The sequence below is a fragment of the Streptomyces sp. NPDC060232 genome (assembly GCF_042726555.1).
Lineage (GTDB): Bacteria > Actinomycetota > Actinomycetes > Streptomycetales > Streptomycetaceae > Streptomyces.
Window position 1 is genome coordinate 17,700 of record NZ_JBHXAG010000009.1, and the last position, 16,415, is coordinate 34,114.

Genomic DNA, 16,415 nt, shown 5'->3' on the forward strand with positions numbered 1-16,415 from the left:
GGGCGGGACGCGGGCCCCGCGCCCGGACGGCGCGTGTACGGCCCCGTCAGGCGGTCGGCGCGGCGCTGCGGCGGAACATCCGGGTGGCCGTGATCTCGCCGTGGACGGCCTCCCCCTCCGGGGACTGCTGCGGCAGGCCCGGGCGCAGGTGTTCCTCGACGCTGATGTACTTCAGGCCCGCCCGCAGGTCCGCGTCGTTGCGCAGGCGGATCACCAGCGGGAACTCGGCGAGGGCGGTGGTGTCGAACAGTCCGGTCGTGTACAGCAGCTGGACGCCGAGCGCGTCGGACACGGCCCGCTGGAGCTCCAGCAGGTAGGTGGCGTTCGCGCGGCCGATCGGGTTGTCGAGGAACAGCGTGCCCGCGTGCCGGTGCTTGTCCCGGCCCCGGTCGTTGCTGCGCAGCGCCGCCATCGTGCAGTACAGGGCGATGGCCGCGGTCAGCAGCTGCCCGCCGGAGAACACGTCGCCCATCTGTCCCACCGGCACCCGTTCGGCGCGCAGCACGGCGTCCGGCTTGAGGATCTCCACGGAGATGCCCTTGGGCTCCAGGGCCGCCTGGACGCCCCGCAGCAGCAGGGACATGCCGTCGCGGCGGCCCTCGCCGAAGGCGGCGCCGCTGTTCTTCTTCACGGCCGTGCGCGTGGCCTCGTCGATGACCTCGCCGAGCCGCTCCGTGAGGGTGGCCTGGTCGGGCTCCTCGAAGCGGATCCTCAGGAACTCCTGCCCGGACCATTCACCGAGGCCTTCGGGGAGTTGCGAGAGGCGCTGCGCGGAGCGGAGCGTGGCCAGGGCGGACTCGACCAGGCCGCGCAGCCGGTCGACGATGCTGTCGCGGTTGCGCTCCAGCTGCGCCAGCTCGTCGGTCAGGACGCGCAGCCGGGGGGCGAAGGCCGCCGCCCAGGCCGCCGCGTGCTCGGGCAGGGCGGAGGCGGGCAGTTCGCGGATCTGCTGGCGCGCGGGGGTGCGTACCTGCTCGTAGCGGGTGGCGTTGGCGTGCCGGACCAGGACGTCGCTCGCCTCGCGCACCGCGGACTCCGCGGCCGACAGGTCGGCGGAGCAGCCGCGCAGGGAGCGGCGGGCCTCGGTGGCCGATTGGCGGGCCTCCTCCAGCGTGCCGGGATACGCCGCCGGCTCCTGCTCGTCGTCGTGGTGGGTGTGGTCGCGCAGCAGGTCCCGCAGGAGCGCCGCGGTCTCGTCGAAGCCGCCGGCGCCGTCCTCGGCGGTGCGGTGGGCGCGCAGGAGGTCCGCGTGGGCGGCGCGGGCGCCCTCCACGGCCGCGGTGTGGGCGGCGAGCTGTGCGGTGGCCGTACGCAGCAGGGCCTGCGCCTGGTCGACGTCCCCGGGGACCAGTTCCTCGGGCAGGTCGGTGTGCGCCTCGCCCTCGGCGGGGGCGTGCCGTTCGGCCTCGCCGCGCAGGCGGCCGAGCTGCTCGCTGGCGGCCGACGCCCGGGTCTCCAGCATCTGTACGAGGGACTCGGCGCGGGCGGCCGCGGCCTGGCGGGAGGGGCCGTCGGCGCCGTCGGTGCCCTCCAGGAGCTGGGCGGCGCGGGTGCGGACCTTGTTGGTGAGGCGGTCGAGTTCGGCGAGGGCGGCGCTCTCGTCGCTCTCGGCGCGGGCCTGTTCGGCGCGCAGGTCGGCGCCGACGCCGACCTTCTCGTAGAGCTGGGAGGCGGCGCGGTAGGCCTCGCGCAGGTCGGGGAGCGGCACACGCGGGCCGTCGGCGCCGTCGGGCAGCTGGTCGGGTGCGCCGGCGATCTCCGCGCGTTCGGCGCGCAGGGCCCGGGCGGTGCGGCGGGCGTCGTCGGCGGCGCGCTGGGCGGCGCGGCGGTCCTCGTCGGCGGCGCGGGCCCGGTCGAGGCAGACCTCGGCGCGGGCCTCGGACTCGGCGGCCTCGTCGGCGAGTTCACGGACGCGGGCCTGCCAGCCGACGCGCTCGCGCAGTCGGAAGGCGAGGCCCGCGAGGGCGTCGGCGGCGCGGCGGGCGCGCTGGGCGGTGTCCTGGCGCTCCTCGCGGACGCGCGCCGCGTCGGCGGCGGCCTCGTCGGCCTCGGCGCGGACGGTACGGGCCTCCGCGAGTTCGGCGTCGGTCTCCTCGGCGAACATCCGGGCGGCGGCGGCCGCCTGGGCGAGCTCGGTGAGCCGGCCGGGCGGGCAGCCGGTGCGCCAGGAGGCGAGCCGGGCGGAGAGCTCGCGGTCGCCCGCGAGGCGGGCGGCCAGGTCGCGGATCTCGGTGTCACGGGCACCGGCGCGGGCGCGCAGCGCCTGTCGCTCCTCGTCGGCGGCGTGCTCGTCGTGCATGGCCGGGTTCGGCGAAACGATGAAGACGCTGGAGACGGCGGAATCGGCGTCCACGGGCGCGGCCGGCGCGAGCAGGGCGGCGGCCGTGCCCACGGCGACGGTGGAGCGCGGCAGCAGGGCGGCGCCGGAAAGGACCTCGCGGGCCCTGCTGTGGGTGTCGGGGTCGGTGATGACGACGCCGTCGACGAGCTCGGGGCGGGCCGCGAGGACAGCGGCGTGGTCGGCGGGGTCCACGGCCTGGGCGAGGTAGCGCCAGCCGGGGAGTGCGGGGATGCCGTGTTCGCCGAGGTACTCGACGGTGGCGAGGACGTCCGGGCCGGGCGGGAGCAGCCCGCCGTCGCCGAGCGCGCCGAGGATGCGGGAGTCGTCGGCCGCGGCGGTGCGCAGCTCGAACAGCTGGCGCTCGGCCGAGGCGACGCCGTCGGCGAGCAGTGCGCGCAGGTCGTCGGCGCCCCGGTCGAGGTCATCGGCGGTGAGCTGGCCGACGGCGGTGGCCACCGCGACGCGGGAGGGCCCCTGCGCTTCGCCGTGCGGGCCGCCGGCGGCGGACGTGCCGCCGGCGGCGGACGGGCCGGTGGAGCCGTCGCCCGTGCGGGGCGAGGGGACGGACACGTCGGCGGGGTCCGCGGCCGAGGGCAGCCCGAGGAGTTCGGCGAGGCGCGGGGACGCGGCGAGCGAGACGGCGGCGCGGTGCTCGGCGTCGTGGGCGGCTTCCGCGGCCTCGGCGGCGTCCGCGGCGCGGGCGGCGGTCAGCTCGGCCCTGGATTCCGCTGCGGCGGCCTCACGGGCGGCTTCGGTGGCGGCACGGGCGGCCTCGCGGGACTCGTCCCAGGCGGCCACGGCGGCCTTCTCGGCGTCGGCGGCGGCGAGGGCGGCGCGGGCCGGGTCGGCGTCGGGGGCGGAGTCGTCGAGCCAGCCGGCGCGGACGGCCTCGGCGGTCTCCTGCTGGACCTCGCTGAGCCTGGCCCTGAGGTGTTCGGCCTCACTGCGGGCCCGCTGGGCGGCCGTGGCCGCGGCGGTGGCGTCGCGATGGGAGTCCTCGCCGACGGCCTGGAGCGCCGCGGAACGCTCCTCCTCCTCATTGGCGAGCCGCTCCCCCTCCTCGGCGGCGGTGTGCAGGGCCCGTACGAGTTCGCCCGCGGCCGTGGCGCGGGCGGCCAGGGCCGGGGCGGCGTCGCGCTCGGCCTCCAGGATCGCGGCGGCGACGCGGGCGGAGCGGTCGGCGGCCGCGCGGTGGCGCAGCACGGTCTCGGCGGCCTGCCAGGCGGAGTGCAGGGTGCGGGCTTCGAGGAGTTCGCGGCGCTGGGCGGCGGCGGCCTTGTCGGCGACGGCCAGTGCCAGGGAGGCGTGCCGGTAGGCGAGTTCGGCGGAGACGGCCGCGCTGCGGGTGCGGGCGGACTCGGCGGTGGTGACGTCGTGGGCGGCGGCGGTGACGCGCTGGGCGAGGTCGGCGGCCCGGCCGCGCTCCTCGGCGGCGCGGGCGGACAGCCTGCGGGCGAGGGTGCGCGTGCGGCGTTCGGCGCCCGCGTGGACGTCGCGCAGCCGGGAGCGGGTCGCGGCGGCTTCGACGATCCTGGTGAGGAGGTCCACCGAGCCGGCGGTGAAGTCGCGTTCGGCCATGAGCTCGGCGCGGCGGCCGAGCTTGTTGCCGAAGCCGTGGACGAGGTCGGCGAGGCCGTCCGTGTCGCGGGTGTCGGTGACGGCGCGCAGCAGCAGGTCGGTGAAGTCGGAGTCCTTCTTGACCGCGAAGAGACCGGCCGCCTCGCCCTCGTCGGCGTTCATCTCGCGCTGGTAGCGGAAGAGTTCGGGATCCAGGCCCAGCTCGGTGAGGTGCTCGTTCCAGCGGTCGTGGATCTCCTCGAAGCAGACCTCCAGGTGCGGGTACGCCTTGCCCGCGTCGGTGAGGGCGTCGCGGAAGCCCTTCATCGTGCGGCGGCGGCCCTGGGCACCGGAGGCGCCTTCGACGGGCGGGCGCACGGCGGTCGACTCGGCGACAGGCAGGCTGTCGAGGCTCAGACCGGGGCCGGGGCGGAAGGAGTACCAGGCCTCGGCGAACTTGCGGGGGTCGTTGGAGACCTGTCGGCCGCGCCATTCGCTGACCTTGCCGACGACCACGCACTCGCCGGTCTGGGTGTGCTGCCACTCCAGGGCGACGTGTCCGCAGTCGTCGGCGAGCAGGAACTTGCGCAGGACGCCGGAGCTGGCGCCGCCGAGGGTGTTGCGGTGGCCGGGGAGCATCACCGAGAAGATCAGCTTGAGGAGGACGGACTTGCCGCCGCCGTTCTCCAGGAAGAGCACGCCGGCGGGCGCGGGGCGGCGCGGCGGTCCGGTCGGCTCCTCCTCGAAGAACTCCGCCTGGGCCGGCGCCGGATGGGGCACCGGCTCGCCGACTCCGCGCAGGTCGAGCACGGTGTCGGCGTAGCGCGCGCCGGCGGGCCCGATGGAGTAGAGGCGGATCCGGGACAGCTCGTACATGGCGGCGGACTCTCGTGGTGTCTGGGTGAGGCAGGGTCTACGGGTTTGAGGACTCAGGCGTGGAAGGGCAGCCCGGCGTCGGCAGCCAGCTCCAGGTCGTCGCCCTCGGGCGGCGGCAGGAGGGTGGCGGAGCCGTCGCTCACGGGGACCACGCCGAGTTCCAGGAGTTCGGCCATGGCCGAACTGCCCGCCATGTCGCGGACCTGGAGCTGGTAGCGGGGGGTGGTGCGGTAGGTGCCGCCGGCCTCGTCGCCGGTGCGCTGGAGGAAACCGGAGTCGGTGAGGAAGGCGGCGGCCTTGCCGACGATGCCTGTGGTGGACCCGGCGAGGCGGCGGGCGTCCTTGGTGGCGCCGGTCGCGCTGCGGCGGGCGTAGACGCGCCAGGCGGCCTCCAGGCCGGGGGCGTGGGACGCCGGGTCGGTGTTCTCACCGAGCTCCTCGGCGCGCTCCTCCAGGCGGCGGCAGGTCTGCCGGACGAAGGCGTCGACGCCGTTGACGGTGACGCGGCCGATGTAGCCGTCGTCCGCGAGGTCCTCGGGGCGCGGGAAGGCGAGGGCGGCGACGGCGAGGTGGGCGAGCCCGTGCAGGAACCGGTCGGCGGAGTCCGCGGCGGTGCGGCGGGCGTAGTCGCCCATCCGGACGGCGAAGACGGAGTCCTCGTCGGCGGCCACGGCCATCCCGGCGCGCGGGGACACTTCCAGGACGACGAGGCCCAGTCCGGTCGCCACGGCATCGGCGAGACGGCCGAAGGCGGGCTCCTCGCGGTAGCGGCGCAGCAGTTCGGCGTACTCGGCGTCACGGGCGGGCGCCAGCTTGGGCTGGAGCCCGAAGGCCACGAGCCGGGCCGCGTCGGCGGCGTCCGCGGGCGTCACGGGCGCGGCGGCCTGGACCGGGGCGGCCGGCACCGCCTGCGCCGCTTCGCTCCACGCGGGGTGCTCGGCGTGGTGGTCGCTCACGGGTGGGTCTCCTCGGCGGTGCGGGTGGTACGGGGCGTACGGGTGATGCGGTTGGGCTGCGCGGGCGTGACAGCGGGGTGCACCGCGGGGTAGCCGGGCAGGGCCGGGTGTCCGGCGGAGCCGGGTTCCCCGGGGCTCCGCCCCGGACCCCGCGCCTCAAACGCCGGCGGGGCTGGATGTGGGGCCGGCGGAGCCTGATGCGCGAGGCCGGTCATGGCGAGCGCCGTCACGACGCCTCCGCGCGGTCGGCGGCCATGCCGGCGGCGTCGAGGAGGGCGGTGCCGACGATGAGGTCGGCGCCGCCGAACTCGGGGTCGTCGAGCTGCGTGCCGTCGTCCACGGCGAAGAGCAGGCGCTCCTCGCCCTGGCGGTACGCGGTGCCCACAGCCGGGCTCGCGGCGTGCACGGCCAGCAGGGCCACCAGGTACGGCAGGTCGGGATCGCTGCGGCGGGCCTCCGCGAGCAGCCCGGACAGCCGGCGCGGGGCGTCGTGCGGCAGGTCCAGGAGCCCCATCGCGGCGGCGAGCTGCTCCTCGGTGAAGCGGCTGTCGTCCGGGGTGGCGATCAGGTCCGGCTCCGGCATCTGCGCGCCGAGGTGCTCGCGCTCCACCGGCGGGGTGAGCAGGATCTCGACGAGGTCGGCCACCCGCACCGAGACGGGCGTGCGCAGCCCCGCTCCGGCGGCGAAGAAGGCGTCGGTCACCCGGCGTGCCTGCTCCACGGGCAGCGGCAGCAGCGGGGCGACCAGCTGGCCGTACAGGTCGATGCCGGTGCGCGGCGCGGGGGCGGCGAAGGCCTGGCGGTCCTGCTCGGCACGGAAGAGCGGGCCCGCGTCCAGCAGTCGGGACTGCAGCTGGGTGTGGCGGCGGATGCAGTCCTTGACGATGTCGACGAGCTCGGCGGCGCGGCGTTTGTTCTCAGGCTCCTCGGCCTCGTCGCGCGCCTTGCGGATGTTGGTCAGGATCGCGTTCTCGTGACGGTAGCGGTCGGCGACGTGGTCGAGGGCCTCGGCGATCATGTCGGGGACGGCCTGGAGCCAGTCCACCGCCCGGACGTTGCGCCGGGTCGCGTCCAGGGTGCGGCGCAGGGTCTCGGCGTACTGCACGGTCCGGTAGCGGGCCTGCTCGGCGGCCAGCTGGGCGTCCGCCAGCCGCCCGCGGCTGATCAGCACCTCCAGCTTGACCTCGGCGGCGATCTGGGCGCTGGTGACATCGGTGTCGAGGGCGCCGACGAGGACGTTGACGGCCTCGTCGGTGGTGCGCAGGTAGACCGCGCCGCCGTAGGGGACCTCTTCGATCAGCTTGAAGTCGTAGTCGCGGCGCACGTAGACGCCGTCCGGGCCGAAGGTGCCGTAGATCGCGCGGAAGCCGCGGTCCACGCTTCCGACGTTGATCAGGTTCTCCAGCACCCAGCGGGCCACCCGCTCGTGCTCGGCCGCCGGGCGGGAGGGGGCCTGGGCCGCGACGCGCGGCAGCAGCCTGGCCACTATCTGCTCGTGGTCGGCGCCCGTGTCGAAGTCCATGTTGAGGGTGACGAGGTCGATCGCGGCGAGCGCGACCTCCGCCATGGCGTAGATCCCGTACTCGCCCGCCAGGTTGGCCTTGCGTACGTCGAGGTCGTGCAGCGGGGCGGTGCAGGCGAGGGCGCGCAGCCGCCGGGCCAGGCCCTCGTCGGCAGCCGGGCCCGGCGCCGGGGAGGGAAGGGTCTTCGCCGGGGCTGGGAGAGTCACGGGCAAAGACTAGGCGCTGACCCGGACAACATCCCAAACGGCATGGTTCGGCCGGATCGTCCCGGCATCCGCGCCGGCGTGCACACCGGCTTCCGCACGGGATTCCGCACGGGATTCCGTTTCGGCATCCGGTCCGGTCGCCTGCTCTACGCTCAGCGCATGGATTCCATGATCGCATCCACTGCGGTGATCGACCTCAACGCCGATCTCGGCGAGGGATTCGGGCGCTGGACGCTCACCGACGACGAGGCCCTGCTCTCCGTCGTCACGAGCGCCAACGTCGCCTGCGGCTTCCACGCCGGGGACCCGTCCATCATGCGCCAGGTCTGCGAACTGGCCGCCGAGCGGGGCGTACGGATCGGCGCGCAGGTCTCCTACCGCGACCTGGCCGGCTTCGGCCGGCGCTCCATGGACGTGCCGCCCGGCGAGCTCGCCGACGAGGTGGCCTACCAGATCGGCGCGTTGGAGGTCTTCGCGCGGGCGGCCGGCTCCCGGGTGTCCTACGTGAAACCGCACGGCGCGCTCTACAACCGGACCGTGCACGACGCCTGCCAGGCCGCCGCCGTCGTCGCGGGCGTCCGGCTGGCGGCCGGTTCCGGGGCGACCGGCGGCCTGCCCGTCCTGGGGCTGCCCGGCTCGCTCCTGCTCGCCGCCGCCGAGGAGGCCGGGCTGGCTCCCGTACCGGAGGCGTTCGCCGACCGCGCCTACACCCCGGCCGGGACGCTGGTGCCGCGCGCCGAGTCCGGATCGGTCGTGCACGACCCAGACGCGGTGGTGGCGCGGGCCGTCGGGATGGCGGCCGGCGGCACGGTGACGGCCGCCGACGGCTCCGCCGTGCCCGTGGCCGCGCGCTCGCTCTGCCTGCACGGGGACACCCCCGGGGCGGCCGGGCTGGCCCTGCGCGTCAGGGAGGCGCTGGGCGCCGCCGGGGTGCGGGTGGAGTCCTTCGCGTGAGGACGCTGGTGGTGGGCTCGCGGGCGCTGCTGATCGAGGTGGACTCGGCGGACGAGGTCGCCGCGCTCCACGCCGAGCTGCTGCGCCGCCGGGACGCGGGCGCGCTGGGCCCCGTACGGGACCTGGTGCCCGCGGCGCGGACCGTACTGCTGGACGGTGTACGGGATCCGGCCGCGCTCGGCGCACGGATCGCCGGCTGGGAGGTACCGCCGCTCGCGGCCGCCGAGGGGCCGCAGGTCACCGTCCCGGTGCGGTACGACGGGCCGGACCTGGCGGAGGTGGCCCGGCTGTGGGGGGTGGACCCCGGGGAGGTGCCGGGCATCGTCGGCGCCACCCGCTTCCGGGTGGCGTTCTGCGGGTTCGCGCCGGGCTTCGGCTATCTGACGGGCCTGCCGGAGCGTCTCCGCGTCCCGCGCCGGGACACGCCGCGCACGGCCGTTCCCGCGGGCTCGCTGGCGCTGGCCGGCGAGTACGCGGGGGTGTACCCGCGCTCCTCCCCCGGCGGCTGGCAGCTGATCGGCTCCACCGACGCGGTGCTCTGGGACCCGCAGCGGCAGTCGGCGGCGCTGTTCTCCCCGGGCGTCCGGGTGCGGTTCACGGAGGCCGGCCGTGACTGAGCTGCTGGTGGTGCGGCCGGGGGCGCTGACCACGGTCCAGGACCTGGGCCGCCCCGGGCACGCGCACCTGGGGGTCCCCCGCTCGGGGGCGCTGGACACGGCGGCGTACGCGCTGGCGAACCGCCTGCTCGGCAACCCGCCGGACGCCGCCGTCCTGGAGACGACCCTGGACGGGGTGTCGCTGCGCGCGGCGGCCCCGGTGGTCGTGGCGGTCACGGGCGCGCCCTGTCCGGTGCGGATATCCGGGCGCCCGGTGGCCTGGGGGGCGCCGGTCGGGCTGCCGGCCGGGGCGGAGCTGGAGGTGGGCCGGGCGGGGTCGGGGCTGCGCAGCTACGTCGCGGTGCGGGGAGGCCTGGCCGTCCCGCCGGTCCTGGGCAGTCGCTCCACGGACCTGCTGTCGGGCCTCGGGCCGCCGGCCCTGTCGGCCGGGATGACGCTGCCGGTGGGTCCGGCCGGGCCGGACCCGGTGCCCGGGGCGGACGCGTACGGGCTGCCCGCGGCGCCGACGGAACTGTTGCTCCCGCTGCGTCCGGGGCCGCGGGCGGGCTGGTTCACGGCGGCGTCCCTGGCCGGGTTGTGGCGCTCGGCGTTCCGGGTGTCGCCGAGGTCCAACCGGATCGGGCTGCGCACGGAGGGCGGTCCCGCGCTGGTCCGCGCCCGGGCGGGGGAGCTGCCGAGCGAGGGCATGGTGCTGGGCGCGGTCCAGGTGCCCCCGGACGGGCTGCCGGTGGTGTTCCTGGCCGACCATCCGGTGACCGGCGGCTACCCGGTGGTGGGCGTGGTCGGGCCGGGCCCGGCCCTGGACGCGGCGGCGCAGGCCCGGCCGGGGACTCCGGTCAGGTTCGTGCGGGCCCGATGAAACGTTTTCCGGGGCTGCCGCCACGTACCGGGTGAGGGGACCGACCGGGTCCCCTGTGCAGGGGAGGAACCGGGTGCGCAGCCCACGACACGAGACCGGGCCGCCGGATCTCACGACGGCCGAGGGATTCGGGACGTTCTGCAATAACCACCTCGACGCCACCTGGCTTCGTCACCCACCGGGTCGCCGATCCGCAGCGGGCGGCCGGTCTGACGGCGACACCTTCCCCGCGGCGATGGGTTCGGCCGGACCTACCGGTGTCGGAGGGGAAGGCCACGCCCTGCGAGATCGACCACTCGTCGGCCCTCCCCCGACGCTGCGCCGACCGCCTTCGCGCCGGACCCGGCGGGACGGTCCTTCCGCCCGGCCCCAGCGCGGAGGCCGGGGCGGACCGGTGTCCACGGGCGGGAACGCCACGCGCCCGGGCTCCGTCGTCGCGGGGCCCGGGCGCGTCGATGTCGGCGTTCCGGGGGCGCTACACCGCCGACTCCGGGGCGATGCGGCTGCGGACGGCGGACTGGACGTCCTCCTCCTCCGCCGGGTCCGCCGCCAGGCGGCGCAGGCGTGGGGCCACGCGGGCGTCGGCCGTCTCGGCGTGGCGGGCGGCCACCTCGCGGGTGGTCTCCTCGCAGTCCCAGAGGCATTCGACCGCGAAGCCGGCCGCGAAGGAGGGGTCGGTGCTGGCGAGGGCCCGCGCGGCCCGGCCGCGCAGATGGGACGAGGACGTCTCGCGGTAGATGTGGCGCAGGACAGGGGCCGCGCAGCCGATGGCGAGCCGGCCGGCTCCGTCGACCAGGGCGAACAGTCGCTGCGTGTCGGGGCCCGAGCCGCGGACGGTGGAGCGCAGCGCGCTCAGGACCAGGGGTGCGTCCTCGGCTCCGCCACGGGCGGCCAGGGTGGCCGCGGCGGCCTCGCCGAGGGCGTCGGGCCGGTGGACCCAGCGCCGGGCGCGTTCGACGGCGTCCGGGCCGCACATGCGCTCGTACGCGGCCACGGCGGGCTCATCGGCGGCGGCTTCGATGAGGTCCAGCACGGCCGGGTTGTCCGGTTCGGCGAGGGCCAGGTGGTGCAGGGCGGTGGCCCGGGCGGCCTCGCCGTCCGCGCCGGCGGCGGCCGCGAGGATGGCGGAGCGGTCCTCGGGCTGGGCCACGGCGGCGAGACAGCGGGCGGCGGGCACGTGCAGGGGGGTGCCGCGGCGCAGGCCGTCGGCGGCCCAGTCGAAGACGGCCTGGACGCCCCAGCCGGGCTGGGGGCCGCTCGGGGTCAGCTGGCGCTGCCAGCGGTCGAAGGAGCCCTGCCGGCGGGCGGCGCTCAGGCGCTCCCCGTACAGCGGCGACTCCTCCCACAGGCACCACGGCCGGGGTTCGTAGGCGTCGCGGACGGCGGCGGCCAGCCGCGCCTCGCCCTCCGCGGTGGCGGGGAATCGGGCGAGGACGGGTGCGGCCAGGGACCGCAGTCCCTCGTCGTCGTCGCGCAGGGCGAGCTCGTCGAGGGCCCAGGACCAGTTCGCCCCGGAGGCGGCGTAGCGGCGCAGCAGCATGAGCGCGTCGTCGCGGCCGTACGAGGCCAGGTGGCCCAGGACGGACAGGGCGAGGCCCGTGCGGTGGTCGGTGTCGTCGACGAGGTCGTCGGCGCCGAAGAGGTGGCTCTCGATCTCGCCGAGGGGGCCGTCGAGGTCGAGGTAGAGCCTGGCGTAGTACAGCGAGCGGTTCTCGACCTGCCAGTCCTGGCGCGGATCGCGGAGCACGCACTGGTTGAGGGCCGCGAGGGCCTCCGCCCTGGGCGCCGCGAGTGCGTGCAGCGTGCCGTCGCCACGGCCCCGCTGGAGGAGGCCGAGCAGGGTACCGCTCGGCGCTATGACTGGTTCGAACATGGGAATGGCCTCAAATCAAGCTGGGGACGCAACCGGGAATCGGGATTCACAGGGCCGCGTAACAGCATGTGAGGACGTCCGCCGTCTTGTTCCGCTCGATGTAGACCATTGCCTTCTCACTCTCGTCGGTGGTTCGTGACCAGGGTTGGCCGGACCGGGCCGGGACACGCTTCGTGTCCTGGCCGTCTGCCCGTCCCCCGTGCTCGCGAATCGAATCCGACGCCATGATGGCCCAGCCGGTTTGTGCACCGCGACCACATTTACGGCCGCCGTGATCAACCTGTGAGGTCTGTACCGGTCTCCGCCCGGCAAAAAGCGGACTACTTGGCTCCGAAGAGTTCCAGCAGGTCGGCCTTGTTGAACATGCGCGCCGTGTCCACGGCGGAGGGGGTTCCGGCGTTCGGGTCGGCCCCTCCGGCGAGCAGCGCGCGGATCACCGCCTCCTCCCCCTTGAAGACCGCGCCGGCGAGCGGGGTCTGGCCGCGGTCGTTGGCGCGGTCGGCCTCGGCGCCGCGGGCCAGCAGGGCCGTGACGGTGCCGGCGTGGCCGTGGTAGGCCGCGAGCATGACGAGGGTGTCGCCGCGGTCGTTGGTGAGGTTCGCCGGGACCCCGGCGTCGAGGTACGCGGCGAGCCGGGCGCTCTCACCCTGGCGGGCGAGGTCGAAGATCTTGGTCGCCAGTTCGATGACGTCCTCGTCGGGCCCTTCCGGGGAGGCGCCTTCGGGGTGCTCGCTCATCGTGCGTACCGCCTTTCACTCGCTGCTGGCATGAAGCTTCCCCAGGCCGTGCGGGGCAGGGGTGCGCACGGCGCTGCGTCCGTACGGGTGAATCGCCAGAGTAGCGCCCTGGCCTGGGCATGTCCGGGTCGGGCCGAGGCAGGGATCACCCGGGACCGGTGTGGGGCGGCCGCGCCAGCCGGGCTGAGCCGGTCAAGTGAAAAAACACCAGATTCACCCGTATGCACCTTTTTTCGCATTGATACTTCCTGTGAGCCTGGAACAACTGATGGTGACTGTCCCCACCAACCAGGAGAACCTCTCATGGTCCTGTCCATCTCAGGCGTGGTCCTGCTCGGCATCATCTGCTTCCTGTTCTTCAAGAAGGACGGGATGAAGCTGACGCACGCGTTCGTCTGCTCGCTCTTCGGCTTCTTCCTCGCCGGCTCCGCCATCGCGCCGAGCATCACGGCGAGCACCGCGAGCCTTGCCAGCCTGCTCGGCGGGATCAAGCTCTAGCCGCCGCCGAGCAGCAACACCAGCCCCACCCGGAACACGCTCACCACAACTCCAGGAGACGCCCGTGGCCCGGCGCCCACTCCCCCGCATCCTCAGCAGCGGCACCACGTCGCTGGCCCGGGGCCGCGACCTCGCTCGCACGGCCGCCGACAGCGCCACGGACGTCCTCCATCCGCTCCTCGTCATCGGACGCGGCGTGCGCCTCCTGGCCGCGGCCGGGCGGCGCAGATGGTCCGAGACGCCCAAGGACAAGCGCGGCCCCGCCCTGTTCCTGGGCGCGGCCTGCGTCCTCGTGGTCGCGCTCGTCCCCTACGGCCCGCTCCTCGCCCTGATCTCCCTCATGGCGGCGGCGGCCTGGCGGGGACGCGACCGCACGCCGGTGAGGACCGGACCCAGCGATGCCGAGGCCGAACGGCTCGGTGCCCTCTACGAAGCCCTCGTGCCGTACTTCTCCATCCCGGAGGATCCGAGTCCGCTCTTCGCCCACGGCGGCGAGTGGGACAAGGCCTTCAGCGGCTACGAGTTCGACGAGGCGGGCCGGCTCACCCGGCTCCACATCCGCTACCCGGCCTACTTCACCGACGGCGAGGCCGCCTCACGGGCCCGGATCGAGGCACTGCTGCACGCCAAGTCCGGGCGCGGACGGGAGTACCTCTTCGACTGGGACGAGGAGGGCAACCAGCTCGACCTGAGCGTGCTGGCGGCGCTGCCGACGGGCATCGCCGCCCAGCCGTTCGTCACCTCCCCCGGCGAGAGCGTGCTCGGCTTCACCGACTCCGCGAGCGTGCAGCGCACCCTGCCCGTGCTGGACGGCGAGCAGCCCCGCGACGTCCCGCCGGTCATCTGGCGCACCGGGCCCCGCTCCACCGAACCCCACCTGCTCGCCGTCGGGCAGCCCGGCAGCGGCACCTCCACCCTGCTGCGCTCCCTTGCCCTCCAGGCCCTGCGGCACGGCGCCGACGTACTGATCGTCGACGGCGGCGGCAGCGGCGAGTACGCCTGCCTGACCGGCCGGGCCGGCGTCCTGGCCGTGGAGTGCGGGCCGGTCGGCGCGGTGGCCACCCTGGAGTGGGCCGCGCAGGAGACGGAACGGCGGCTCATCTCCACCCACCGGGCCCGCGAGGCCGGACGGCCCGCGCCGCAGGACACCCGGCGCCCGCTGTGGATCCTGCTGGACCAGCCGAGCGTGCTCGCGCACCTCGCGGTCGCCGAGGGCGGGCCCGACCCCATGGCCCACCTGCAGGTGCCGCTGCGGCACGGGCGGCCCGCGCACGTCACGGTGGTCGTCGCCGAACACCTCGACCACCTGGAGCTGCTGCACGACGCGGTGTGGCAGCACACCCGGGCGCGGATCGTGCTCGGGCCCGCCGGGCTCCAGCAGATCACCGACGTCCTCGGACTGCCGCCGCACACCACGCCCACGAGCCAGGTGCCGCCGGGGCGGGGGTACGCGCGGCTCGGGACCGGCTCCGTGCACCGGCTCCAGGTGCCGGCCACGCCGGACCCGTACGACGAGGCGACGCATCCGGCGTACCGGCAGGCCGTGCTGGAACTGCTCCCGGAGCGGCAGCAGGGGCCCGCGGGGGCGGCGTCCGCGACTGCGGCTCCGGCGGGGGCGGTGGGGCCGGCCGGCCCGGCGCTGGTCAAGGTCCTCGACGCTCCGGAACCGTCGTAGCGCCGGGGCGGTGCCGTCTTAAGGTCCTGTCGTCCAGGTCCTGCCTGGCCCGCGGTGTCCGGCACCGCACCTCGCCGCGTTGTCGGGGCGCCCCGTACGTCCAGTACGCGGGCGCCCCTCCGCCTTGCGCTGCACGGCGCCGGACACCGCGGGCCTCACCGGCGCTCCTTCGACGACAGGACCTACGCCACGAACGTGCGCGGGGGTTCCCCCGTGCTGTCGCCCGCGCCCTTGCCCACCAGACGGGCCGCCGCTGCCAGGCGGGCGGCGGCTTCCTCCGCCACCGGGCCGCCCACCGTGAACGGCAGTCGGACGTAGCCCTCGAAGGCTCCGTCCACGCCGAACCTCGGGCCCGAGGGGACCCGTACGCCGACGCGCTCGCCCACCTCGGCCAGGCGGGAGCCGGAGAGTCCGCCCGCGCGGGCCCACAGCGTCAGGCCGCCGGCGGGGACCTCGAACTCCCAGTCCGGGAGCTCCCGCCGGACCGCCGAGACCAGCGCGTCGCGGTTCTCGCGGGCCTGCTGCCTGCGGATCTCCACCGCCTCCTGCCAGCCGCCTGTCCGCATCAGCCAGTTCACGGCCAGCTGTTCCAGCACCGGGGTGCCCAGGTCGGCGTAGGCGCGGGCCGCGACCAGGCTGCGGATCACGTCGGGGGCCGCCCGGACCCAGCCGATCCGCATGCCCGCCCAGAAGGCCTTGCTGGCGGAGCCCACGGTGATCACCGTGCTGCCGGCCGGGTCGAAGGAGCAGACCGGGCGGGGCATCTCCAGCTCCGGCTCCAGCTGGAGTTCGAGCATGGTCTCGTCGGCGACGAGGACGGTTCCCGCGGAGCGGGCCGCCTCGACCATCGCGCGGCGCTGGTCCTCGGAGGCGAGGGCTCCGGTGGGGTTGTGGAAGTCGGCGACGACATAGGCGAGGCGCGGCGCGGAGTCCCGCAGGACCTGGCGCCAGACGTCCATGTCCCAGCCGGCCAGTCCGTCGGCCATGGCCACCGGTACGAGCCGGACCCCGGCGGCGCGCATCAGCTGGAGGATGTTGGCGTAGGAGGGGGACTCGACGGCGATGCGCTCGCCGCGCCCGGCGAACAGGCTGCAGATGGCGTCGATGGCGCCCATCGCCCCGGTGGTCACCATGATCTGCTCGGGCATGGTGGGGATGCCCTGCTCGGTGTAGCGGTCGGCGAGCATCCGGCGCAGCGCCGGCAGCCCCGCCGGGTAGTCCCCGTGCGTGTGCGCGTACGGGGGCAGTTCCTCCAGGGCGCCCTGGACGGCCCTGGTGAGCCACGGTTCGGGGGCGGGCAGGGCGGCGCAGCCGAGGTCGATCATCGAGCCGAGGGACTCGGGCGGCAGCGGCTCCAGGCCCCGGGCGGGCAGCGGGTTCCCCGCGGGGACGGAGGTCCAGCTGCCGGCGCCCCGGCGGGATTCCAGGAAGCCCTCCCCGCGCAGCGCCTCGTAGGCGGCGGCGACGGTGGTGCGGCTGAGCGACAGTGCGACGGCGAGTTCCCGCTCGGCGGGCAGCCGGGCGGCGACCGGGATGCGCCCTTCGAGGACGAGCAGCCGGATCCCGTCGGCGAGGGTGCGGTAGGCGGGCGGCTTGCGGGCGCCGGGCACGGCGGTCCGCTCCTGCTGCGAGGTGATGAGACGGGCGAGCTGTGCGGCACCGACCGCTGAGGTCCATTCGGCCATGGCGTCGGTCCACTTTCGTCCGATTGGCCTCGAAGGAAGCCTGGATTGGATTGTTCTC

The 16,415-nt window shown here is 75.6% G+C and carries 11 protein-coding genes; 5 read left to right on the forward strand and 6 right to left on the reverse strand.

The genetic code is table 11. The annotated features are described in order from the left end of the window. Nucleotides 1–46: 46 nt before the first annotated feature. The 3 genes from ACFWFZ_RS15070 to ACFWFZ_RS15080 form a co-directional block, all read right to left on the reverse strand. Nucleotides 47–4,774 carry a hypothetical protein gene (locus ACFWFZ_RS15070; protein WP_387122065.1) on the reverse strand — a complete coding sequence of 1,576 codons (4,728 nt, stop codon included), beginning with the start codon at nt 4,772–4,774 and terminating at the stop codon, nt 47–49. 53 nt (nt 4,775–4,827) lie between these two features. Continuing rightward, nucleotides 4,828–5,730, reverse strand: a complete 903-nt coding sequence (locus ACFWFZ_RS15075) for a hypothetical protein (RefSeq protein ID WP_387122067.1) — start codon at nt 5,728–5,730, stop codon at nt 4,828–4,830. A gap of 226 nt (nt 5,731–5,956) precedes the next feature. Next, complete coding sequence (locus ACFWFZ_RS15080) at nt 5,957–7,459, reverse strand: hypothetical protein (protein ID WP_387122070.1); 1,503 nt, start codon at nt 7,457–7,459, stop codon at nt 5,957–5,959. Nucleotides 7,460–7,645: 186 nt separating this feature from the next. On the opposite strand from ACFWFZ_RS15080, the gene ACFWFZ_RS15085 reads away from it, so the two are divergent. Genes ACFWFZ_RS15085 through ACFWFZ_RS15095 form a run of 3 tightly spaced genes read left to right on the forward strand, consistent with a single transcriptional unit; the run spans nt 7,646 to nt 9,889 of the window. Then, nucleotides 7,646–8,413, forward strand: a complete 768-nt coding sequence (locus ACFWFZ_RS15085) for a LamB/YcsF family protein (protein ID WP_387122674.1) — start codon at nt 7,646–7,648, stop codon at nt 8,411–8,413. Then, the gene (locus ACFWFZ_RS15090; RefSeq protein ID WP_387122073.1) at nt 8,410–9,030 is read left to right on the forward strand and encodes an allophanate hydrolase subunit 1; all 621 of its coding nucleotides are present in this window, start codon (nt 8,410–8,412) and stop codon (nt 9,028–9,030) included. Before ACFWFZ_RS15085 ends, ACFWFZ_RS15090 begins: the two co-directional genes overlap by 4 nt. Further along, entirely contained in the window at nt 9,023–9,889 is an 867-nt protein-coding gene (locus tag ACFWFZ_RS15095) for a biotin-dependent carboxyltransferase family protein (RefSeq protein WP_387122076.1), read from the forward strand. Before ACFWFZ_RS15090 ends, ACFWFZ_RS15095 begins: the two co-directional genes overlap by 8 nt. Before the next feature lie 475 nt (nt 9,890–10,364). Here ACFWFZ_RS15095 and ACFWFZ_RS15100 read toward each other — a convergent pair whose 3' ends face one another. Continuing rightward, nucleotides 10,365–11,762, reverse strand: a complete 1,398-nt coding sequence (locus ACFWFZ_RS15100) for a HEAT repeat domain-containing protein (protein ID WP_387122079.1) — start codon at nt 11,760–11,762, stop codon at nt 10,365–10,367. 320 nt (nt 11,763–12,082) lie between these two features. Further along, complete coding sequence (locus tag ACFWFZ_RS15105; protein ID WP_387122082.1) at nt 12,083–12,499, reverse strand: ankyrin repeat domain-containing protein; 417 nt, start codon at nt 12,497–12,499, stop codon at nt 12,083–12,085. 303 nt (nt 12,500–12,802) lie between these two features. Between ACFWFZ_RS15105 and ACFWFZ_RS15110 the strand changes: the two genes are divergently transcribed. Then, a complete protein-coding gene (locus ACFWFZ_RS15110; protein WP_030031218.1) occupies nt 12,803–12,997 on the forward strand; it encodes a hypothetical protein in 195 nt (64 codons plus the stop codon). 64 nt (nt 12,998–13,061) lie between these two features. Further along, entirely contained in the window at nt 13,062–14,672 is a 1,611-nt protein-coding gene (locus ACFWFZ_RS15115; protein ID WP_387122086.1) for a hypothetical protein, read from the forward strand. A gap of 182 nt (nt 14,673–14,854) precedes the next feature. Here the strand turns inward: ACFWFZ_RS15115 and ACFWFZ_RS15120 are convergent, their stop codons facing one another. Further along, complete coding sequence (locus ACFWFZ_RS15120) at nt 14,855–16,357, reverse strand: PLP-dependent aminotransferase family protein (RefSeq protein WP_387122089.1); 1,503 nt, start codon at nt 16,355–16,357, stop codon at nt 14,855–14,857. Nucleotides 16,358–16,415: the final 58 nt, after the last annotated feature.